The 22,187-nt window shown below is 44.7% G+C and carries 22 protein-coding genes; 8 read left to right on the top strand and 14 right to left on the bottom strand.

What is annotated here, in order from left to right:
- Positions 1-46: 46 nt before the first annotated feature.
- From EGI32_RS13880 to EGI32_RS13870, 3 genes are all read right to left on the bottom strand, one after another.
- The gene (locus EGI32_RS13880; protein WP_255155965.1) at positions 47-2,491 is read right to left on the bottom strand and encodes a ligase-associated DNA damage response DEXH box helicase; all 2,445 of its coding nucleotides are present in this window, start codon (positions 2,489-2,491) and stop codon (positions 47-49) included.
- Positions 2,463-4,082 (bottom strand): ATP-dependent DNA ligase, encoded by a 1,620-nt coding sequence (locus EGI32_RS13875; RefSeq protein ID WP_255155964.1) that lies wholly within the window; start codon positions 4,080-4,082, stop codon positions 2,463-2,465. The genes EGI32_RS13880 and EGI32_RS13875 overlap by 29 nt, the downstream gene beginning before the upstream one ends.
- 120 nt (positions 4,083-4,202) lie before the next feature.
- Positions 4,203-5,222, bottom strand: coding sequence for a ligase-associated DNA damage response exonuclease (locus tag EGI32_RS13870; RefSeq protein WP_255155963.1), 1,020 nt, complete (start codon positions 5,220-5,222; stop codon positions 4,203-4,205).
- 189 nt (positions 5,223-5,411) lie between these two features.
- Here EGI32_RS13870 and EGI32_RS13865 point away from each other — a divergent pair, with 189 nt between their 5' ends.
- The 5 genes from EGI32_RS13865 to EGI32_RS13845 all read left to right on the top strand — a co-directional run bounded on the left by EGI32_RS13865 (position 5,412) and on the right by EGI32_RS13845 (position 8,581).
- The gene (locus tag EGI32_RS13865) at positions 5,412-6,179 is read left to right on the top strand and encodes an exodeoxyribonuclease III (RefSeq protein ID WP_255155962.1); all 768 of its coding nucleotides are present in this window, start codon (positions 5,412-5,414) and stop codon (positions 6,177-6,179) included.
- A 68-nt stretch (positions 6,180-6,247) separates the two neighbouring features.
- On the top strand, positions 6,248-7,504 hold the full coding sequence (locus tag EGI32_RS13860; protein ID WP_255155961.1) for a DUF3999 family protein: 1,257 nt from the start codon (positions 6,248-6,250) through the stop codon (positions 7,502-7,504).
- Positions 7,501-7,806, top strand: a complete 306-nt coding sequence (locus tag EGI32_RS13855; RefSeq protein ID WP_255155960.1) for a DUF4286 family protein — start codon at positions 7,501-7,503, stop codon at positions 7,804-7,806. The genes EGI32_RS13860 and EGI32_RS13855 overlap by 4 nt, the downstream gene beginning before the upstream one ends.
- A 262-nt stretch (positions 7,807-8,068) precedes the next feature.
- A complete protein-coding gene (locus tag EGI32_RS13850) occupies positions 8,069-8,371 on the top strand; it encodes an HU family DNA-binding protein (RefSeq protein WP_255155959.1) in 303 nt (100 codons plus the stop codon).
- 81 nt (positions 8,372-8,452) lie between these two features.
- A complete protein-coding gene (locus EGI32_RS13845) occupies positions 8,453-8,581 on the top strand; it encodes a 30S ribosomal protein THX (RefSeq protein WP_255155958.1) in 129 nt (42 codons plus the stop codon).
- A 115-nt stretch (positions 8,582-8,696) separates the two neighbouring features.
- Here EGI32_RS13845 and pdxH read toward each other — a convergent pair whose 3' ends face one another.
- The 11 genes from pdxH to EGI32_RS13790 form a co-directional block, all read right to left on the bottom strand.
- Positions 8,697-9,335: a pyridoxamine 5'-phosphate oxidase gene (gene pdxH / locus EGI32_RS13840; protein WP_255155957.1), complete on the bottom strand. Its 639-nt coding sequence runs from the start codon at positions 9,333-9,335 to the stop codon at positions 8,697-8,699.
- 142 nt (positions 9,336-9,477) lie between these two features.
- Complete coding sequence (locus EGI32_RS13835; protein WP_255155956.1) at positions 9,478-9,951, bottom strand: hypothetical protein; 474 nt, start codon at positions 9,949-9,951, stop codon at positions 9,478-9,480.
- 76 nt (positions 9,952-10,027) lie between these two features.
- Positions 10,028-10,537, bottom strand: a complete 510-nt coding sequence (locus EGI32_RS13830) for a hypothetical protein (protein ID WP_255155955.1) — start codon at positions 10,535-10,537, stop codon at positions 10,028-10,030.
- Between the two features lie 116 nt (positions 10,538-10,653).
- Positions 10,654-11,373 carry a UMP kinase gene (gene pyrH / locus EGI32_RS13825; RefSeq protein WP_255155954.1) on the bottom strand — a complete coding sequence of 240 codons (720 nt, stop codon included), beginning with the start codon at positions 11,371-11,373 and terminating at the stop codon, positions 10,654-10,656.
- Positions 11,374-11,651: 278 nt separating this feature from the next.
- Positions 11,652-13,652 (bottom strand): PQQ-binding-like beta-propeller repeat protein, encoded by a 2,001-nt coding sequence (locus EGI32_RS13820; RefSeq protein ID WP_255155953.1) that lies wholly within the window; start codon positions 13,650-13,652, stop codon positions 11,652-11,654.
- A gap of 401 nt (positions 13,653-14,053) precedes the next feature.
- The gene (tsf, locus tag EGI32_RS13815; RefSeq protein WP_255155952.1) at positions 14,054-14,878 is read right to left on the bottom strand and encodes a translation elongation factor Ts; all 825 of its coding nucleotides are present in this window, start codon (positions 14,876-14,878) and stop codon (positions 14,054-14,056) included.
- Between the two features lie 187 nt (positions 14,879-15,065).
- Complete coding sequence (gene rpsB, locus EGI32_RS13810; protein WP_255155951.1) at positions 15,066-15,971, bottom strand: 30S ribosomal protein S2; 906 nt, start codon at positions 15,969-15,971, stop codon at positions 15,066-15,068.
- A 120-nt stretch (positions 15,972-16,091) separates the two neighbouring features.
- Positions 16,092-16,481: a 30S ribosomal protein S9 gene (rpsI, locus tag EGI32_RS13805; protein WP_255155950.1), complete on the bottom strand. Its 390-nt coding sequence runs from the start codon at positions 16,479-16,481 to the stop codon at positions 16,092-16,094.
- Positions 16,482-16,488: 7 nt separating this feature from the next.
- Positions 16,489-16,968, bottom strand: coding sequence for a 50S ribosomal protein L13 (gene rplM, locus EGI32_RS13800; RefSeq protein ID WP_255155949.1), 480 nt, complete (start codon positions 16,966-16,968; stop codon positions 16,489-16,491).
- 238 nt (positions 16,969-17,206) lie between these two features.
- On the bottom strand, positions 17,207-18,754 hold the full coding sequence (locus tag EGI32_RS13795) for a hypothetical protein (RefSeq protein ID WP_255155948.1): 1,548 nt from the start codon (positions 18,752-18,754) through the stop codon (positions 17,207-17,209).
- A 16-nt stretch (positions 18,755-18,770) separates the two neighbouring features.
- Positions 18,771-19,697 carry a hypothetical protein gene (locus EGI32_RS13790; RefSeq protein ID WP_255155947.1) on the bottom strand — a complete coding sequence of 309 codons (927 nt, stop codon included), beginning with the start codon at positions 19,695-19,697 and terminating at the stop codon, positions 18,771-18,773.
- Between the two features lie 187 nt (positions 19,698-19,884).
- Between EGI32_RS13790 and EGI32_RS13785 the strand changes: the two genes are divergently transcribed.
- The 3 genes from EGI32_RS13785 to EGI32_RS13775 are packed head-to-tail and all read left to right on the top strand — an operon-like array spanning position 19,885 to position 22,183.
- Positions 19,885-20,760, top strand: coding sequence for a hypothetical protein (locus EGI32_RS13785; RefSeq protein WP_255155946.1), 876 nt, complete (start codon positions 19,885-19,887; stop codon positions 20,758-20,760).
- Positions 20,760-21,416, top strand: a complete 657-nt coding sequence (locus EGI32_RS13780) for a hypothetical protein (RefSeq protein WP_255155945.1) — start codon at positions 20,760-20,762, stop codon at positions 21,414-21,416. The genes EGI32_RS13785 and EGI32_RS13780 overlap by 1 nt, the downstream gene beginning before the upstream one ends.
- A complete protein-coding gene (locus tag EGI32_RS13775) occupies positions 21,380-22,183 on the top strand; it encodes a sensor histidine kinase (protein ID WP_255155944.1) in 804 nt (267 codons plus the stop codon). Before EGI32_RS13780 ends, EGI32_RS13775 begins: the two co-directional genes overlap by 37 nt.
- Positions 22,184-22,187: the final 4 nt, after the last annotated feature.

The following is a 22,187-nucleotide window of genomic DNA, read 5'->3' as shown; positions in this document are numbered from 1 at the left end:
CCCCGAATCGCCTTCGACAAGCTCAGGCTGACAGAAGCAAAAAAATTTAAACCTTCAGCATATCACTCTTCATTTTTTGTATCCGTGTCTCCAGTTTTTCGCTGGTAATATTATCCCGGAGGCTATCCACTTTTATCGGGAAACTGAAAGGCGTGAACACTTCTAATTCTTTGATCACAATATTACTATGTTTTATCCTTTCGAGGGCGGCAGCCAGCCGGGGCTCTTCCAATTGTTGATAAAAAACCTCGTCGTAAGCCTGGCGCAATAAAAGACTGTTGTTGTCAAACTGCTCAAACACATTAAAGAATATTCCTGCCGACGCCTGGATATTCCGGTTGCTTTGTTTCTGCCCTTTGAATCCCTGGAAGATCAGTCCCGCAATGATGGCGATGTCGCGGAATTTCCGCTTCGCCATTTCACCGGCATTGATGCTTTTCTGAATATCGGCAATGAGATGTTCTCCGCTTAAAATGGTTTTTACATTTTCATCGGTAATATCAATCGGCTGATCGCTGAGCAACTCAAACCCGTAATCATTCATCGCGATGGAAAAACTGATCGGGCTGATGCAGCTGAGCCGGTATGCCACCAGCGATGCCAGCACTTCATGTACCAGCCTGCCTTCAAAAGGATACACAAATAAATGATGGCCTTCTTTTGTATTGATCTTTTCGATCAGCAATTCATTTTCCTTCGGAAGATGTGAAAGCTTTTGTTGTTTTTCAAACAGCGGTTTCAATTTGATCAGCTCCACATCCGTGGAATTTCCATAAGCCGCTTCTGTAAACTTTTCCCGCAACACCGCACTCAGGTTTGCCGAAAGCGGCATCCTTCCGCCATTCCAGCTGGGTGAGATAGCTTTCTTTGATTTGCTTTTGCGCACAAGCACCGTCATTTCCTTTATCATCACAAACTCCAGGATATGCCCGCCAAGCGTAAAACTATCGCCGGGGTTCAGTCGCGACGCGAAGTATTCTTCCACCATGCCAATGTATCCGCCACTCATGAATTTGACCTTGATCATAATGGCGCCTACGATGGCGCCGATATTCATCCTGTGATTCATCGCGATCTTCCTGCTCGTTACTTTCCACAATCCGTCTACCAGCGACACTTTATTGAATTCTTCATATGCTCCCAACGTTTCGCCCCCTACCGTGATGAAGCGCATCACCCATTTCCACTCTTCCTCATTTATTTCAGAAAAAGCGAATGTTTTTTTCACTTCCTCAAAAATGATCTTATCATCAAAACCGTCGCCAACCGCAAGCGTTACGAGATATTGTATCAATACATCAAAAGCCATCAGCATCGGCACACGGTTTTCGATCAGGAGCCTTTTTTCAGCTTCTTTCAACGCGGCTGCCTCCACCAGCTCCAGCGAGTTGGTAGGCAGAAAGTAAATGTTCGATGTTTCATAAGGCGAGTGGCCGCTACGCCCGGCCCTTTGTAAAAAACGGGCCACGCCTTTGGGCGAACCGATCTGTATCACCGTATCCACCGGCTTGAAATCCACGCCCAGATCCAGCGACGAAGTGCAGATCACCACTTTCAATATCCCATCGTGCAGCGCATCTTCGATCCAGTTGCGTAATTCAAAATCTATGGAGCCGTGATGCAAAGCGATCAGCCCCGCCAGGTCGGGATGGATATTGAGCAAGACCTGGTACCACACTTCCGATTGGCCGCGGGTATTGGTGAAGATCAGCGTAGTATTGCTTTTTTCGATGATGGGGATGAGTGTATGCGCCATCTTCAAACCGAGATGACCCGCCCAGGGCAATAGTTCGATCTCATCCGGCAGGATGGAAATGATATTCGTTTTCTTTTTTTCTTTGGTAAAAACAAGGGTCTTTTTTATATCTCCGGGAATCAATACTTCCAGCGCTTCTTCTATATTACCGATGGTGGCCGAAATACCCCAAACGCTCAGGCCCTGCCGCAATCCTTTCAGTCGCGAAACTGCCAGTTCTGTCATCACGCCACGTTTACTGCCAATGAGTTCATGCCATTCATCCACCGCCACACAAAGCAGCTGATCGAAATATATTCCATGATTTTTTTGCCCCAGCAAAAGATGCAATGTTTCGGGAGTTGTCAGCAAGATCTCGGGCATCTGCTTTTGCTGTCGCTGGCGTTCCGCTACAGGGGTATCGCCATTTCGCACCCCCACTTTCCAGTCGATATCAAGATCGGATAAGGCAGTCTGCATGGCCCTGGCGATATCTTTCGCCAGCGAACGCAGCGGTGTTATCCATAACAATTTCAGCCCCTTCTTCCGGGATTTTTTTTCTTCGTTGAGGTGTTGAATGATAATGGCGAGAAATACGGAAAATGTTTTACCGTACCCGGTAGGGGCATTTACAATACCGGAGTAGCCTTCGTTGTAGCGCTGCCAGGTCTCTTTCTGAAAATCAAATGGCTTATTGCCCGACTTTTTCATCCAGGCAATTATTTCCTTATATCCCTTTGTCCGTTCTATCTGCATGCCTGGTACTGTTTAATAAATTTCTCAGGTCGTCGATGGTATTGATCTCGTCGGCTTTTTTATCTTTCCGCCAACGCCTGATCCTCGGGAAACGCAGCGCTATTCCGGCCTTGTGCCGCCCGCTTTCCGCGATGCCTTCAAAGGCGATCTCAAATACCAGTTCAGGTTTTACCGTACGCACCGGCCCGAATTTTTCAATCGCATTCCGTTTTACAAAATTATCCACTTCCCTGATCTCTTTATCTGTTAGCCCGGAATATGCTTTGGCAATACTCAATAATTTATCCCCATCCTTTACGGCAAAAGTGTAATCGGTGTAAAAATTCGATCGCCGCCCGGCACCTTTCTGCGCATAGATCATCACCGCATCAATGCTGAATGGCTCTATCTTCCACTTCCACCAGTCGCCACGCTTGCGGCCGGTACTGTAGGGCGACGATCGTTTTTTCAGCATCAGCCCTTCGCTGTTCATTTCCCGCGAACCTTCGCGGATGGTGGCCAGTTGCTCCCAGCTTTTAAAACCGATCACCTGCGATAAATAAACCGTATCATTTTCGGGCAACGCCGAAATGAGTTTTTCCAGTTGACTTCTTCGTTCGCCCAATGGTTTCTCCCGCCAGTCTTCGTAATTGAATTCCAACAGGTCGTAACAATAAAACCCGATGGGTGTTTCTTCCTGTTGCTTTTTAGAAACATTTTTGCGGTTCAATCTTTTTTGCAGGCTGTTGAAAGAAAGCACCTGGCTTTTTTCAACGGCCAATATTTCGCCGTCTATCACGCAGCCGTCGGGTAATATCGAAACCATTTTTTCCAGCTCCGGAAACTGGCTGGTGATGAGCTCTTCGCCCCGCGACCAGATGAATAATTCTTCTTTGCGCTTGATGATCTGCCCGCGGATACCATCCCATTTCCATTCGGCCTGCCACTCCTCCGGCTCGCCGATAGATCCCACTTCCTGCTCCAGCGGATAAGCCAGGCAAAAAGGATATGGCTGCGAAATGTTGGTGTCGAGATCCAGACCATTGATCAGTTCGGCATAATTGGTATCGGCCGGCACCCATTTTCCCATCAGGCTATGCATGATCTTGTTGGCTTCGATGCCGCTGTGCTTCGAGATTGCATTTACCAATAATTTATGCGATACACCTACCCGAAATCCGCCGCCGATAAGTTTATTGAAAATGAGCCGCTCCTGCACATTCAGTCCGCTCCAGGCATTCAATACATATTCTTTTTTCGCTTCATCGCTTTGCTTGCTGATGGCGGACAATTCATTGATCCAGGTGGAAATATTTTTGCTGATCTTATGTGTGGGTTTTGGCAAAATGAGCGAGATCGTTTCGCCGAGATCGCCGACTGAGTGATAACATTCTGCAAACAACCAATCCGGTATCCCGGAGATCTCGATCGCCCATTCGCGGAGTAATTTTGTATTGATACCACGCTTCGGCCGTTTGCCGGTAAACAATGCCACCAGCCAGATCTTGTCTTCTTCGGGCACCACATCAAGGTATCGCACGATCGCATCTATCTTGTCGTTGGTTTTATTGCTGATCTCCAGGTCGTGTATGAAACGGGCGAATTTTTCCATGTTTCGAATTCTTTAGAACCTCATTGCTTTTAATTAAAGTTGATGTCACCCTGAGCTTGTCGAAGGGTTATTAGAAGTACCGAAAACCCTTCGACAAGCTCAGGGTGACAGACTGGATTATCATTCTTCCTCATTTTTAGGTTCCCCAATCTCTTCATCGTCTTCCTTGCCATACTGTGTTGCCACTTCCGCCGCCTCGATACCGATCTCGTTCAGGTATTTGCTGAAAGTGGCGGTACTGCCGTGTGTCACATAAACCTTTTCTGCCCCGGTAGCTTTGATGGCCGACAACAATCCGCTCCAGTCTGCATGATCGCTTACCGCAAACCCTGCATCAGCAGCCTGCCAGCGGCGGCTGCCACGTACCTGCATCCATCCGCTGCAGATGGCTACGGAAGCGCTGGAAAGTTTTTTTATAAGATTGGTGCCGAGCAATGCCGGTGGTAAAATGACGACCTGGTTCTGCGTTTCCGTCCTGGGAGTTTCCATGGTAACCAATTCCGCCTGCGGTAAAACGATACCGTTGCTTTCGATCGCTTTATTGAGGTTGTTAATGGAATTGTGTACGAATAATTTAGCCGTTCCTTCCAGGCCTTTCATCAGGCGCTGTGCTTTTCCGAGGCTGTAGGCGATGAACACACTTGTTTTATCCTGGAGCTGGTTATTAGCGATCCAGTCTCTGATCCCGCCAAAAAGTTCATGCTGCGGCAGCCAGTTGTAAATGGGTAACCCGAAGGTGCTTTCCGTTACAAATTCATTGCACCTTACGGGTTCAAAAGCGGTGCTGATGCCGTCATATTCCGTTTTGTAATCGCCGGAGATAACGGCCACATATCCTTCATACTCCAATCTTATCTGGGCGGAGCCTACAATATGCCCTGCGGGAAACATGCTCAGTTTTACTCCGTTGATGAAAATGGTTTCGTTGTAATCGAGCGTGCTGATGCTGAGAGCAGGATCGATGCGCAATCTTAGTATGGGCTCGGTATATTTATGGCAGAGGTAATGTTTGCTTCCCCGGCGGGCATGATCCGCATGACCATGGGTGATAACGGCATGGTCGACCGGCAACCATGGATCGATGTAGAATTTTCCCTGCGGGCAATAGATACCTTTATTGGTGAAGGTGATGATGGACAAGTCTTTTTTGTGAAATTAATGCAATTACTGAACCAAGAAGTGAATAGTGAATGGTCAATAGTCAAATCTTCAAAGGTTATACTTTTTGCAGAAGCTATGTTATTAAAAAACAATATTTTTACAAGTGTAAAAAATGCCCCAAATCAGTAAAAGTAACGGGCTTTGACTATTCACTATTGACTATTCACTATGAGGCTCATCTCCTACAACGTAAACGGCATACGCGCCGCCATTAAAAAAGGATTCATGGATTGGCTGAAGACCGATCCCGCTGATATTATTTGCCTGCAGGAAACCAAGGCCACCGATGCCGACATCGATGTAAAGCAACTGGAAGAGCTGGGATTTTATCATCATTGGTTCAGTGCACAAAAAAAAGGCTACAGTGGGGTGGCTGTTTTTACCAAACTAAAACCTGATGCGGTAAAGATCGGCAGCGGTTTTGAAATGAGTGATTTTGAAGGGAGGGTGATCGAAGTGCAGTTTGGGGATATCAAGCTCATCAATGCTTATTTCCCGTCGGGCACTTCCGGCGACGAACGCCAGACATACAAGTACCAATGGCTGAAAGAATTCCAGGGATACCTGGAGGAGATCAGGAAGACCAACCCGAAGATCATCCTTTGCGGAGATTACAATATTGCCCACAACGAGATCGATATCCACGATCCGAAAGGGAATAAAAAATCATCCGGCTTTTTGCCGGAAGAAAGGGAATGGATGACACAGTTTCTCGGTTCGGGCTGGATCGATACATTCCGTGAATTCAACAAAGAACCGCATCATTACAGCTGGTGGAGCCAGCGTTTTCCAAGTGTGCGGCTGAACAACAAGGGATGGCGCATCGATTATTTTACCGTAACGCCCGAACTGAAAGAACAACTGGTGGCGGCAGCCATCTATCCTGATGTAAAACACAGCGACCACTGCCCGATATACCTGGAAGTCAAGGATTAGAGAGTAGAGTTTAGATGGAAACGCATTCAAACTAAACCCTAATCTCTAAACTAAAATAACAACCGATAATGAAGAAAAAGTGGTTTAATGTTTTGTGTTGCTCCCTGCTCGCCATGAGCGGTAAAGCGCAGGTCGAGGGTTATAAATATTACATGCAGCTGGATACGGTGTCCAAACCGGGCTATTACAATATCGCTTTGTCGCCGGAAATTACCGGCCGCATAAAAACTGATTACAGCGATGTGCGGATCGTGTACAATGCCCATTGGGTGCCGTATGTATTAAATACCGAAAAGGAATTATTACGGGAAGCCTACCTGCGTGACCTTAAATTTTCCATTCCGGAAAGCAACCGGCAGCACACTGTGGTGTTGGCTACAGCCAATGATTTTGATAAGACCACCCTGAACCTTCTTCTTACCATCCGCAATACTGCCGCTGAAAGAGCGTGTTCGGTGAGTGGCAGCGATGACCTTAAGAATTGGTTTGTACTGAACGATAGCACCTGGCTGAGCCCTTTCCCGGGTCCACAGCAAACTATCAGAGAAATAAGGATCCCTTTGCCTGCAAGCTCTTACAAGTATTTCAAAGTGGTCATCCATAACAACAACAGGGATCCCTTCGACATCATGAAAGTAGCGACGGCAGTAGCCGATGATGGCAACGACAATAAGATACAGCAATACACCCGCGTGATACAAAATCCACCGGTGAGGATGACACAGACGGATAGCGGTAATATTTCCTATATAACAGTGCGGCAGTCGCAGAGTTATCATTTCGACCGGATAAGTTACCAGATTTCGGGAACAAAATATTTCAACCGCAAAGCCGCCGTATACCTGTCAGGCGATGATGTCCCATCCATTGGCAATCCGGGCAGGCTTTACGCATTATTCACGATCGCCGACAACAGCTGCTTCAATACGAAACTGCCTGTTGCGAACAGCAAGACTTTTTTTATACTTGTTTATAATGAGGATAATCCACCGCTCAGGTTTTCTGAATTGAGCACTTCACTGAACCAGCGATTCATAACGGCGTATCTTGAAAGCAATAAGCTTTATCAGCTGATCTTTGGAAACAGTGATGCCACCTTACCGGCCTTCGATCTTAAGGTCGCTGACAGCAACCGGGTAAATGAATTGCCCTTTGTAAAGACCGGCAGCCTGGTGACGGTGAGAAGTGTAAAGCCTGATGCCCCCAAACATACTCCTGCAAATTATAAATGGTTACTCTGGACGGCCATCGGCCTCGTATTGCTGGCGCTGTTTTTTTTCAGCCTGCGAAGGTTCAGGGAGATCGGTAAAAATAAAACAACATGATCGTATATAACATCACCACTAAAGTAAGCCATACCATCCATGCCGCCTGGCTGAAATGGACCCAGGAAGAGCATATCCCCGCGCTGATAGCTACCGGCTGTTTTACGGAAGGTAAAATATTGCAACTGCTGGAAGTGGACGACAGCGAAGGGCCTACTTTTGCGGTTCAGATGATGGCCGAAAGCAAGGCTTTGTACAACCGGTACGTGGAGCAATATGCTGCCGCACTGAAGCAGGAATCTTTTGCCAAATGGGGCGACCAATTCATCTCTTTCAGGTCTGTAATGAAGGTTGTGAACTAATTGTGCAAAACAAAAAATTTACAATTTTTTTTAATGGAATTAGTTTTTATATTCCCTTGCAAGCCGCATCTGCAAAGGATTTTAAAGCATTGATCACCAAAACCCTGTATTGACAGGGGTTTCAGCAATCCGGTGGCAGAATTATACATAGAAAACGATCTATGCTATACGGGCAAAAACCTTGTAGAATCTGCATTGTAGCCATTTTCGTAAATTTACGTTCCTCAAAAAAAATTTTGTTGCAATTAAAAACCTTCTATATTTGTCCCACTATAAATTTTTCAAAAAAAATATTATGAACAAAGCTGAATTAATTGCAAAGATTGCTGATGACGCAGGCATCACAAAAACACAAGCGAATGCAACTGTAGATTCTTTTGTAGAAGCAGTTACTAAAACTTTAAAAAGTGGCAACAAAGTTACTTTGGTAGGTTTCGGTACATTCTCTGTATCTAAAAGAGCTGCACGTAACGGCCGCAATCCACAAACTGGTGCTGTTATCAAAATCAAAGCAAAAAAAGTTGCTAAGTTCAAAGCTGGTAAAGAATTATCTGCTAAGATCTAAGCATCAAAAAAAAATTAAAAAAGCAAGATGCGTTCGTATCTTGCTTTTTTTATAATCACTCAAAAAATTAAATATCATATTATGGGACGTGGCGACATCAAAACAAAAAAAGGAAAAATCACTGCAGGATCTTTTGGAAAGACAAGGCCTGCGAAGACTGCTAAGAAAGTAGCGGCTAATAAAGTAGAAGCTGCAAAAAAGAAAGCTTAATTAATTTGATAATGGATAATTGAATAATGGATAATGTTTCAGGCTTGACTTGCTAATGAAATAGCAATATTGTAAAGTTCAACATTATCCGTTATCAATTATATAATTATCCATTCTAAGGCGCTAAACGCTCAATCTTCCATTCATTGCCCTTTAGAATATATTGTATTCTATCGTGTAATCTACTCTGTCTTCCCTGCCAGAATTCTATCAGCGTTGGTTTTACCACATACCCACCCCAGTGTGGCGGGCGATCGATCTCTTTTCCTGCAAAGCTTTTTTCCAGTTCGGTTACATTTTCTTCTATCACTTCCCTGGAAGCTATCACGGAGCTCTGTGGTGATGCCCAGGCGCCGATCTTGCTACCTTCCGGCCTGGAGGCGAAATATTCATCGCTTTGCGACGCATCCACTTTTTCAATAACCCCTTCTATACGTACCTGCCGCTCCAGCTCTTTCCAGAAAAAAAGCAGCACTACTTTGTTATTGGCTTCCATATCGGCAGCTTTGCGGCTATGGTAGTTGGTGTAAAATACAAAGCCGGCCTCATCATACCCTTTCAGCAGCACGATCCTTGCCGACGGTGTGCCGTCTGCAGCTACTGTTGCCAGCGTCATCGCGTTCACCTCAGATATATCGCTTGCCATCGCTTCGTTCCACCAGCGGGTAAACTGGGCGAATGGTCCCGGTGCTACATCCGATTCGTGGAGGGATCTTAGTTTGTAATCTGTTCTTATTGCTGCGATGGAAGTCATGGTCAGAGTTTAGAGATTAGGGGTTTAGAAAGTTTAGATGGTTTAGGAGTTGAGATGATGTTCTGAGAGCAAAGTTGGTTTATTTATGTCAAACAAAAAAGCATCCTTTTAGGGGATGCTTTATAGAATAATTTATAAACGATCACACGGCAGGAGGTGTGGGGTTGTCATTTTTTGTTTTCTTTTCGATATCGTCTTTCAGGCTATCGAAACCGTCCTTCACATTAAATCCTGCGGCACGGTATTGATAAGTGGCAAACAGTACTGCCAGTGACGCGGCAATGGCGAGATAAAAACCGACAGAGAAGTAACTGATCGCATCCAATGCCCTTAAAAAATTAATGATCATGATCAACGCTGCCAGACCGGAGGCTATCAGCGAAATCATCCACATGGTCTTGTCGAGCGGTTTCGTCTGATCGCCTACTAACGTGATACCTGCGCACCCTAAGAAGCAAAGAAATACGAGGATGCCAAAACCGTGCATACCATTTACATTTCCGAAGGACATGCCCATTACAGAGATTGATACCCATGGCAGAAACATAGCGATCACACCAATGGCCGCAGCAATAAGGATAAATTTCCTTTGTTTGTTCATTGTTTGAAAGTTCATATTCAAGTAATTTTAGTTAGACAAAATAAGGTATATATCCCGTGAATACAAACTTTATACATTAAATTATTATAGCTTACCTGGAAGCAGGATCAGGATATGCATCCTTATAGTCCTTCAACTCTGCCTTCAACCCTTCAATTTCCATCTGGGCTATTTCAAGGTTGCTTTTTGTTTCGGTGAGCTGGGTGGTAAGCTGGCGTACTTTTTTGTAGAGGGAAGCGGCTTCTTCGAGTTCGGAGCTGGTGTCTTTGAGGTTGGCCTGCAGGCTTACGTTTTCATCGAGTATATTGTAATAATTTGTTTCCATCTTTATGGATTTGAACAACTCGTTTTCCAGTTCTTCCAGTCGCTGGTTATTTCCGGCCACCTCCCGTTGTTTTTCGCCGATGGTGTCCTGCATCTGTTGAAACTCGAGGAGGTTCATATCCAGCTTGCTCTGCAGCTGTGTAGCCTTTTGCATTTTCTGCCGCAATATCGCGAGTTCTTCTTCCCTGATAGCGATGATCTCGTTGACCTCCTCGAGCTGTAGCTTCAAATGCTCGTTTTCCGCCTGGATCTGTTGTAGTTGTCTTTCTGAAAGCATAGGAAATAAGAAATAAAAAATAAAAAAATAAGGAAGTTGTGGCCCTTCACGAGTTTCATCCCGTATAAAGTTACAACTTCCTTATTCCTTATTATTCTGTTCCTTATTTCTTATTTCTACTGGCTTACCAGTGTACCCACTTTTTCGCCTGTAACCACGCTCATCAGGTTGCCGGGTTTGTTCATATCGAAAACCACGATCGGCAGGTTATTTTCCATGCAAAGCGTGAATGCCGTCATGTCCATCACTTTCAGGTTTTTGGAGATGCATTCCGCGAATGTTATCTTATCGTACTTGGTGGCGTTGGGGTCTTTTTCGGGATCTGCGGAATAAATGCCATCCACCCTGGTTCCTTTCAGGATCACATCTGCTTTGATCTCGATTGCCCTCAATGAACCTGCTGTATCGGTAGTGAAATATGGGTTACCGGTGCCGGCGCCGAAGATCACCACGCGGCCTTTTTCCAGGTGGCGCATCGCCCTGCGGCGGATGTATGGCTCAGCGATCTGCTCCATCTTGATAGCGCTCTGCAACCTGGTATACATACCGGCTTTTTCAAGTCCGCTTTGCACTGCCATACCATTGATCACAGTGGCCAGCATTCCCATATAATCGCCCTGCGCCCTTTCGATACCGGTTTCGGCTTCGTTCATTCCGCGGTAAATATTACCACCGCCTATCACGATGGCAACCTGTACCCCCATTTCGATGATCTGCTTGATCTCCTGGGCATATTGTGCAATGATACGGTGATCGATCGGGTCGAAACTGTCTTTACTGCCCATCAATGATTCGCCGGAAAGCTTTAAAAGAACACGTTTGTATTTAGGAAGCATAAAGGATGTATGATTTTTTGATGTATGATGTATGATGTATGATCTGAGTGCAAAGATAAAAAGAAAAAAGTTGGCAGAAGCGGGTTGTCAGATGTCAGTTGCCAGATGTCAATGAATTACACTTGAAATTTAGCAAACAGCACGAGCTGAAATTATAGACTTACACCCTTATGACCCGCTGACAACTCAAATCTGACATCTGACAACTCCTAAAAAAGAATCGGGCCGACACTTGCGTGCAGCCCAATCCTCATAATACAGCTTCCCTAAAAGCCATACTAGTATTTGAAGCCCTTAATTTCGTTGTTATCACTTTTGTAGAATACCAGCTTGCCTATCTCGTCCAGTTGATAATCCGGGTCTTTTTTATCGCCCAGCAACATCTGCCTGCCGTCTTTACCCGAAACCTTATCTACAATGATCAGCCCGGCATCTCTTGCATTATTACTGCCGCCTACAGAAACCATCATACTCATGAAATTATTGGCTTCTTTGGTTGCCTTGAAACGTTTGCTGATAGACTTGAAACTGGCTACAGATGCATTGCTCCAGGCTCCTGCCATGGCATTATAATTCTTGATATCCGCATCCACCCTTGGATCGGTGCTTCCGTAATATCCCTTGGAGTAACTCAGCTGTGCGCTCGCGGCCATATTGGCTGCGCCCATCGCAGCCGAAGCTGCACCGCCCAAACCGCTGAATATTTTTCCAGCCATGGTCCTACCTGGCGCTTTCTGGTAATTATGCCAGATCTGTTTACCATCGTAGCTGTATAAACGGATGTTTTGCGAAGAACTCAGTAATATCCCGTTTTCCCTTACCTGCAAAGAAGTGGGGTCTTCGCCACCATCAAATTTGATATCGGTCACCCAATCAGTAAGATCGCCTTTCTCAAAATCTACCTTGTAGATCTTATCATTGGCAAAAACATATCCTTCTTTCGCGTTCGCGTTTTCGCCGGCGCAATTTTTCACTTTGAATCCTTTTTTCCATGTCTTGTCGCCCGATTCAAGATCAAGGATGTTGATCTCGTCTGTTGTGCGGTAATACAATCCCTGCGGAACGATCTGGAGGTCCTGCGCCTCGCCATTTATTTTCAATGCTTTCTTCGTGATCGATTTGCCTGCATTCAGGTCTACGATGCTGATGAAATTTGTTCCCTGGTCGCGGGCTGTAGCCAGAATAAGTTTATCGCCTGTTTTTTTATACGCCACTACATCCCCCTGAAGGTCTACTTCATCGCTCCATATTTCATTGCCTGTTGCGGGATCCAGGCAAAGTAATTCGGCACGGTTCTTTTTGCCGGCAGAACTTCTTTTCAGTTTTCCAATCAACCCACCACCACCTTTGTTGGCTTTCGCAATATCTTCTTCTCTTTTTTCCGCGGTAGTGATCAGCATGCCTTTTGTATCGAACAATATCTGTGTGATAGGGGAAGACAATTCCACTCTCTTCCATACTTCTTTTCCATCGGCCACATTGAATGCTGTAAGCACATCCTGGTTCCAGAAGTAAACGATGCTTTTATTTTCTTTCTGAAAAAAATCCGCTGAAGTAGCTGTAGCCTGTTCTGTTGCCCCTTCGGCACTGAAGGCGGCCTTGAAGCCACCAAAAGGGCCTTTCGCTTTTTTAGGCGGAGCCACTACCGGCAGATCGCTTTTCATATCTACTGTCCATAAGATTTCGCCGCTGGCGGGATTCAGTTTATAAATATTCCGGTTGGTTGCGATGAGTATCCCGTCGCTTACAACACCAGCCTGTGAAACGATCTGTTCGCTGTTCTTTTCAAAAAGTTTTGATTGTTCCCATTTCACTGTGCCGTCTGTATAACTTACCATGGTAAGCGATGGTTTGCCTGTTTTATTTATACCGTACAGTAGCATCGATGCCAGTCCGGGCATTTCCAGTCTCTTGGTAACTGTGTACATGCCGAGTTCTTTGGAATTGGCGATGATCTTACCGGTGGTGACATCCAGCACGGTGTGATGACGCTTGCTAAGTCCTCCTTTTACAATAGCAATGTAAGGCGAACCTTCGATAGGATCGTAATTGCTTTCGTTGACATCATCGAGGTTTTCAAGCTTCCATATTTCAGCGCCGCTTTCGGGCTGTATGCCATACAATGCATCACCGGTGCCCACTACGAGTACACCTGCATCGGAGATCTTGTACCATTTTACATTGCCGGGAAATTTTTTCGTCCAGTCTGCGTCAGTCTTTTGTGCAAAGCTGAAAATTGCCAGCAGGAGTGCTGTTGCAAGGAGAGCCATCTTTCTCATAACAAACGATTTTAGTTTAGTGTTGTAAAAGTGGCGAAAGAAAGAGGGTGGGTCAATACCCGCTCGACGGTATATTCATTTCGACGGGTCGAAATGAATTAAGAATTAAAAATGAAGAATGAAGAATATTTTTATGGGAGGTTGTTTCTTTTTTGAGAACGTTTACAGGATGAAATTTTTCGCTCCGTAGGAACGGTGTGGGTCTCGCCGGATGCACCCCGTCAATGGACTAAACAATGGGCAGCAACCCTGAAAGGGTTGAATTTGTTTTTCGCCATGGGTTGCAACCCATGGCGTGGATAGATTCGACCCCTTCGGGGTCGGCCATTTTTTAGACAGTTGTATAAAAAACAAAAAGGCGAACATTGCTGTTCGCCTTTTCAAAATTTATCTGCAAATGATTAACCTAATGCTACCCTTTTGAATTCGGTAACTTTCAGGTCAGCATTGATGCTTTTCAGGTAACCTTCTACTGACTGGTTAGCATCTTTTACGAATGCCTGAGCCATCAGCGTATTATCCTTGAAGAATTTGTTCAATTTGCCCATCGCGATCTTTTCAGCCATTTCAGCAGGTTTGCCTTCAGCTTTGATCATTTCGATAGCGATGTTCTTTTCCCTTTCGATTGTTTCAGGAGAGATAGAGCTTTCGTCCACTGCCAGCGGGTTCATAGCTGCAATCTGCATTGCAACGTCTTTGCCGGCTTCAGCAGCTTCCTGGGTTAATCCTACCAGTACACCCATACGGTTTGCACCGTGGATATAACTTGCTACGAATGGAGCTTCCACCCTTTCAAACTTAACGATCTCGATCTTTTCGCCGATTGCAGCGAGTTTATCGTTGATAAGGTCTGCAACTTTAGCGCCGTTAACAGAAACTTCGTTCAGTTCTTCTGCAGTTTTTACATTGTTTTCGATCGCAGCATCCATGATGCTTTGAGCGAAAGCCACGAAATCAGCATTCTTGCTTACGAAATCAGTTTCGCAGCTGATGCAGAATACGATACCGGCTTTATTATCTGCAGTAGTTTTAGCTAAAACCACCCCTTCTTTTGCTTCACGGTCGCTGCGTTTTGCCGCTACCTTTTGTCCTTGTTTACGAAGCCAGTCAATCGCTGCTTCGAAATCGCCGTTGCTTTCTGTCAAAGCTTTACGGCAATCCAACATACCGGCGCCGGTTGCCTGGCGTAGTTTGTTGATATCTGCTGCTGTTATTGTAACACTCATGTCAATGAATAATTAATAATTAATAATTAATAATTGGGGCAATCCCGATAGTAACGGCTAACAAATAACTAGTGAATTTTCCGATGAAAGAATTATTCGTTATTAATTATTCATTATTAATTGCTTCCAACTTTAAGTCTTCGCTATTATCTCCTCCATAGTTCCCCCTTCAGGGGCGGAGGGGGGATTAACGTGCGCCACCCGGAGCACCGCCACCTGCTGGCCTTCTGCCACCGGCACCCGGACCTGGTACACGACGTTTAGCCGGAGCGTTACCCCTTGGGGCACCTGCACCACGCCTGTTCCTGTCGTCACCTTCGCCTTGTTTCTGTTCGAAACGAGCCGCTTTAGCTTCTGCGCTTTCTTCGCTGTCGTCGCCACCGTCTTCGTCTTTGTTAGCCTGACGTTCAGCCAGCCCTTCAGCGATTGCTGCGGTGATGTAGTTTACGATGATCGCGATAGATTTGGTAGCATCATCATTTGCAGGGATAGCATAATCAACTTTATTTGGATCAGAGTTGGTATCAACCATACCGAAAGTAGTGATGCTCAAACGTTTTGCTTCAGACAAAGCGATGTGTTCGTGTCCTATATCCACCATGAACAATGCTGCCGGTACGCGGCTGATCTGAGCGATACCGCCCAAAACTTTCTCCATTTTATCCCTTTCACGGGCAAGTGTCAGCCTTTCTTTTTTGTTCAGGCTTTCAGCTGCTGTGTCGCCAAGCATCTTATCGATGCTCTGCATTTTCTTAACGCTTTTACGTACGGTGTTGAAGTTGGTAAGCATACCACCCAACCAACGTTCGGTAACGAAAGGCATGTTAACACGCTTTGCGCTTTCCTGTACGATTTCTTTTGCCTGTTTTTTTGTAGCTACAAACATGATCTTTTTACCGCTGCGGGCGATCGCTTTCATAGCTGCTGCTGCTTCCTGCAAACCTTCTACAGTTTTGTTAAGATCGATGATGTGGATCCCTTTCTTTTCTGCAAAAATGTAAGGAAGCATTTTTGGGTTCCACTTTTTCTTCAAGTGACCGAAGTGAACGCCTGCTTCGAGAAGCTGCTGTTGTAAGGAAGTGTTATTTTCCATTGTTGTAATTTAAGTGGCCTCCCCAACCCCTCCAAAGGAGGGGCTATCGAAGCGATTTTAAAAAAGTTTAATAATATTATAAACTTCCCAATAGTCCCCGTTGGGGGATTTAGGGGGCTGTTAACGTTTAGAGAACTGGAAGCTCTTCCTTGCTTTTTTACGGCCTGGTTTTTTACGTTCCACGCTGCGTGGGTCGCGTTTAAGGAAACCTGCAGCTTTCAGAGCCGGACGATAGTCGGCGCTTACTTCGATGAGGGCACGTGCGATACCCAGTTTTGCAGCTTCTGCCTGACCTTTTACACCACCACCGGTAGCGTTGATCACCACGTTGAATTTATCTGCGCTTTCTACAGTTTTCAACGGAGCTTCTACCTGGTTCTGTAAATATACCAGCGGAAAGTATGTTTTGTAGTCTTTACCGTTTACTGTAATGGTACCTTCGCCACGGCTAAGGAAAACACGTGTTACAGCTTCTTTTCTACGGCCAACTGCGTTTTTTTGCTTTTCCATTTATTGATTATTTTTTAGGGCCTGAAGTTGCAGGCGTAAGTTTAGTGAATGTTAATTCGGTTGGTTTTTGTGCGGTGTGCGGATGTTCTGCACCTTGATATACAAACAGTTTTTTGTACATCTGGCGGCCCAAACGATTTTTAGGCAACATACCTTTGATCGCTCTTTCGATCACCACTTCCGGACGGCGTTTCAGCAGGTCTTTTGCTGTTTCACCTTTTTGACCACCTGGGTAACCACTGAAGGTCAGGTATTCTTTGTCGTCCATTTTGTTACCGGTGAACTTCACTTTTTCGCAGTTCGTAACGATCACAAAATCTCCGCAATCTACGTGAGGAGTGTAATAGGCTTTGTTCTTACCACGGAGAACAGACGCAATTTTTGCGCACATACGACCAACGGTTTGATTAGTACCGTCAACAACGTACCAGTTACGTTGCACAGTAGCCTCGTTCGCATGTTTAGTGGTGAAATGTAATTTACTCATTGTTTTGTTTTTTTTAAGTTTGCCCGGCTATCCCCGGGACTTTTTTTAAATTGGAGTGCAAAGGTAGGGGCAAGGGGGTGTTTTTTCCAAAGAAAACAAGGATTAATTTCAGAGCAATGTTTGCAAACAATTGATTTTCAATAAAAAAAGTTGGCACTTTTAAAATCATGTTTCAAAAACCGGGTTCTTCGGGCATAAAAAAAGCCGCTAACGCGGCTCTTTACATCATGAATTTTGTTTACTTAGCAGGTTTCAGGTTGTATGTTATAGAAATGAACGACCCCCAACGATAATAGTTTTGTGTGGGCACTGTAGTGAGATTGAGCGATTTCGCTACTTTTTGATTTTCCTGGTATTCTTCCGTGAGGTCTTTTGCCTGGCTCAATGTAGCGCCCCCCGAAACTATTATACGCTGTGTTTCGCCAAATAGCAGCGAAAGCCCGCCGTGATAGTTCAATAATGATTGATTGCTGACACTTAACCCCAAAACCCCTCCAAAACTCACAAAAGAAGGTTGTTTCCAATAAAAATGCATCAACGCCCCCAGCGACGGCTGTATCTTGCGCCTGCTCTTATTCTTTAAAATGATATTATTATCAGGATCACCATCTATCGGATCAACCCGGTATGTCTGGTCAAACAGTTTTTTACCCATGATGGCAAAAATGCCGGAACTGAAATTTATTTTGAACCCATAGATAGTTCCTGTGTATTCCCCGTTAAAAATGCTGTAATTGCTGTTACATGCCAAAGGTTCCTTCGGTTCAATGTTTATTTTGATCGTCATCTCATCTTCTGTGGCTTTATACGATGGAGAAACATATTCAAAAGATGTCCGGTTGATCTTTCCATATACATCGATAAGTGTCTTTACAAAACCTTTCTCGTTCATTTCGTCCAGCTTCTCAGCCCTCGCTTTAACTACAGCTATGTTTTCATTGATGTCGTCTAGGCCCGCTTTTTCTGTTGCCAACTCAATTTCCTGGTCAGCCACCGATTTGGATCTTGTAACCGATGGTGTCTTTTTCAGTTGTTGCTTTTCCTTATCTATTTCAGCCAGGATCGTTTTTTCCAATAACGCATATTGCGACTTCAGTTGCTGATGTGTTATCCTTATTTTTTCCGCTGTTTCATTAATATCAGTAAAAAGGCTGTTAGCATTTGCTTCCAATTGCCCTTTCAGCGATAGCTCATCCGCGGCTACCCCAACTATCTTGGGAAGAAGATAAGCTCTCGTATCCTTTATTTTAGCGGCAGCTATGTCATCGTATGTATGGCAGCCATCCATAAGATACCCTGAGAGGTTCTTATAAAGCACACTCAATTCTTTTGCAATTCCGTTCAACAGGTCGAAATGTACGGAAAGCTGCAAAACCTCCGTTTTCAGTTTCTTGTATTTGTCAATGATAGCCTGCTGTGCACTGCCGGTATTTTTTCGTGAAATTTCAGTCATGATACCTGACCCATCGGCTTCCACTATTGCATTCTCCGCCGCGGCATCCTTCAATTTCGACAAATCCAGGTCGGTGATCACTCCGAATATAGGTGGCTGTTCAGCAAACAATGCCCGCTGATCCATGCTTACCGAAATATTGTAAAGCTGTTTGTTGAAATTAATGATCCTGTAACTAATCCTTTTCTTATTGAGTATATAAAAATCGCCGGGATGCAGATCTCCTTTCAAAAAATCGAATACCAGGGTTGCATCTTTCCGGAAAACGGGAGTTTGTGCTTTGCTGTATTGAATGGCAAATAGCCAGACGATCATACATACTAAGAGTTTCATTTTCATATTTTATAGTTTAGTGTTTGGGATAAACAGTTAAGGAACCGAAAGTATCGCTGCGGGAAAATTTCATTTCGCGGGTGCCTGCATCTCCACAGAAATAATGCATCACCGATAATTTGTCATAATAAGAAATGGGTATTCCCCTACTGGCTTCGGGATATTTGTACCTGCAATCCATTGGCACATCGGTGGAGCCCGAGCTGTGTTCGTGGTAAAAACCAAGTATATGCCCTATTTCATGCCTGAAAACCCCTGTTTTATCATAGGAGGTATTCCAGTAATTGGGATATATCACCAGCTGCCTTTTGATGGCCGGGTCGTTTGGAAAAAATGCTGTCGCGATGAAGCCGCTGCTGGCCGGAACATAAGTAACCACAAAGTCGATGGCGCCGGCCGGCAAGATCGGGCCTTCATCCGCTTCGGGCATATATAGAAAGCGGGTATTGCAAAGGCCCTCCCAGTCGTTGGTAGCTTTCAGCATATTTTCCCTTACCATTTCATATCTCCCCGGAACACCTGAAAATGATTTTTTGTCGATCCTGTAAGTGATGGGGAATTTATTCCATTTGACCGTATCATTCTTTTCAGGATCAAAGCCGATGATAATATCATTCCATTCCATCATCGCGTGTTTTTCAGGACTTTTAGTACTGTCGGTAACTATAGAAAATTTTTCATGCATTTTGACGGCCAGTTCTTCCCGGGTCAATAAGATATCGCCCTGGTACAAAAAGAATAACGAGCCGTTTATCGTCACAGTGTCGAAGCTTTTGATAAGAGAGTCGCGTGGAATTGAATTGATGATAAGCGATGAATCGGCTTTACTGATCAGTATGGCCGTATCCATATCGAAGTGATCATTGTCCGCCTTTTTTTCTCCCGCATCATTACATGCAGCTAAAATGACAATGCCTATGATTGGAAAAAGTAGTTTCAACATGATGGCTCGTTTTACTTGTAAATTTTTATTGCTGTAAAATTGAAAATCATTCCATTCACCATCAAACGTGTTTAGCCCGAATCGGGCAGGGTGAAAACACGGTAAATAAAAGGTGGCGACACTATTGCATTCGTCATTTTAATTATAGACTTTCATGCTATCCTAATCATCAAAAAAAACAAACAACATGAAAACTATTCTTATCTCCCTGGCAACACTAGCAATGTGCGTATTGTATTCCTGCAACGAAGAGCAAAAGCAAACAGGCAAAGTAGCTACAGTCGATTCTCCCACAGCAACTACCGGAGCAGAAGCCGGTAAAATTTACAAATTTGACAAGGATTGCATCGGCGTAGGCAACCTCACAGTACCAACCGCGGAAGCGGCAACGATGAAAGACGATTTTAATGCAAAATATGTTAACGGGAATGGCAAGATCACAACAAACATCTGGATCGATAAGGCTGTCCTCGAAGCATTGCTGAAACATTTTGGAGATTTTAAAAAATATGACGGCGTGCGATTTATCAATGCCGTAAAAGATAAAAACTCTTCCACCTCATTGATCATGGTGCCTACTACTTTTAATGCATCTGCAAAAGATCCTGTCAGCAAGCATGCAAATAGTTGGGTTGATATTAGTATGTCATCAACTCCTTATGAATACAAGGATTTCAACCTGAGGCAAAAGGAAACGGAAAGGAGGGCTAAATTGTTTGATACCATATATGGCAAAAAACCCGAAGATACCACGCTTTACTTCTCTTCCTCCGTATGGATCAGCGCCTGTGTTTTCAAATCGCTTTTCGATATTCTCGATGCACCAAATTCCGAATTCGACGGCATCCGTGTATGGCAGGGCGCTTATAATGCCAAATCACCGGCCGATATGAAACCAAGTCAGTACCGGCTGAGGCAGACTACACTCATCCTCGTGCCTACCTTTAAGCTGAGCGGCAGCGCAGAACACCGCGATGACTGGGACATCATTGAAACCAAGACAAAAGTCTCAGGCGGCGGCGGTTACAACCATGGTGAACTTTGCCCAAAAATCTGCCCATAATGTTCCCTCTACCCATCCACCTGTATTTTGAGATCGGTGCAATGATCACCGCTATACTTTACCACCGGAGCCTGCGTACGTCTGTGCTCCGGTGGTTCATTCCATTCCTTATTTTCATCGTACTGGTGGAACTTACCGGAAGATCCCTGGCATATATATTACACCAGCCGAATGCCTGGCTGTACAATTTTTCCGTACCCGTAGAATACCTGTTTTATTCAACCATGTTTTATTATCATTTCCGGAATAAATTCAGCAGGTTCATGGCCTTAGCATTCATCGGTAGTTTTTCATTATTTGTATTGATTCAAAACTTTTTCCTGTCGGGCATCGCCAGCTTCAATCTTCATTTTTTAAATATCGGTACCTTCGCCATGGTATTTTTCAGCGTGCTTTATTTTTTCGAATTTTATAATTCTTCCGGGGACAAACACCCGCTCAGGGAGCCCATGTTCTGGATCACTTCCGGGGTATTGCTGTTCAATGCCGGGGAATTTTCTTACAACCTTTTTTCTGAATACCTTGTTGAAAATGATTTTGACAAAACATTGCAAATATTCCGCGACATCAACAACCGCCTGATCCTGATCTTATATTCCACCATCATAATTTCATTTCTATGCATGAAAGTTACAGGGACATCCAGGAAGGCCTGACCAACCAGGTGAAAACAGGTACGGCCATCTTTCTGACCCTGGCCGCTTTGTTTATTTTTTTCATCGTCTTCTCTATGCTCAAAAAAAGAAAATTAATGCAGGAACAAAAAGACATGCAGTCCCAATTCACTCAATCGCTTTTGCAAACCCGCATCGAGATCCAGGAACAAACCCTCCGCACCATCTCCCAGGAAATACACGACAACGTAGGCCAGATACTCAGCCTGGCAAAACTAAACCTTGCCACACTGGAGTTTGGCGAAGGCGAAAAAAAAGAACTCAAGATCAAAAACGCCACCCAACTGGTGGGCAAAGCCATCAACGACCTCCGCGACCTTAGCCGCAGCATGAACGGCGATAAAGTAGCCGATCTTGGATTGAAAGACGCCATCGACAATGAATTGAAAATTGTAAAGAACACAGAAGTGTTCGATACCGAATTGATCGTTCAGGGAAAACCTTTCAGGCTGCCGCCGCAAAATGAAATGGTGCTGTTCCGCATCGTCCAGGAATCGATTCACAACACCGTCAAGCACAGCAAAGCAACGTTGTTGCGGGTTACGATCGAGCATACCGAAGGGCTTTTGCGCATCGCCGTACAGGATGATGGCAAAGGCTTTGACGCCGACAAACTGGAAGCTTCAGAAACCGGCATCGGGCTGAAAAATATGAAAAACAGGGCATCCCTCATAGGCGCACGCTTTTCCATACAATCGTTTCCCGGCGGCACTTCTGTTTTTATAGAATTACCTTATACTAACTCCTAATAAA

Source organism: Ferruginibacter sp. HRS2-29, from assembly GCF_024343615.1.
In the GTDB taxonomy this organism is placed as follows: domain Bacteria; phylum Bacteroidota; class Bacteroidia; order Chitinophagales; family Chitinophagaceae; genus Ferruginibacter.
The sequence above is the reverse complement of the archived record's forward strand: the minus strand, read 5'-3'. Positions and strand labels throughout refer to the sequence as shown.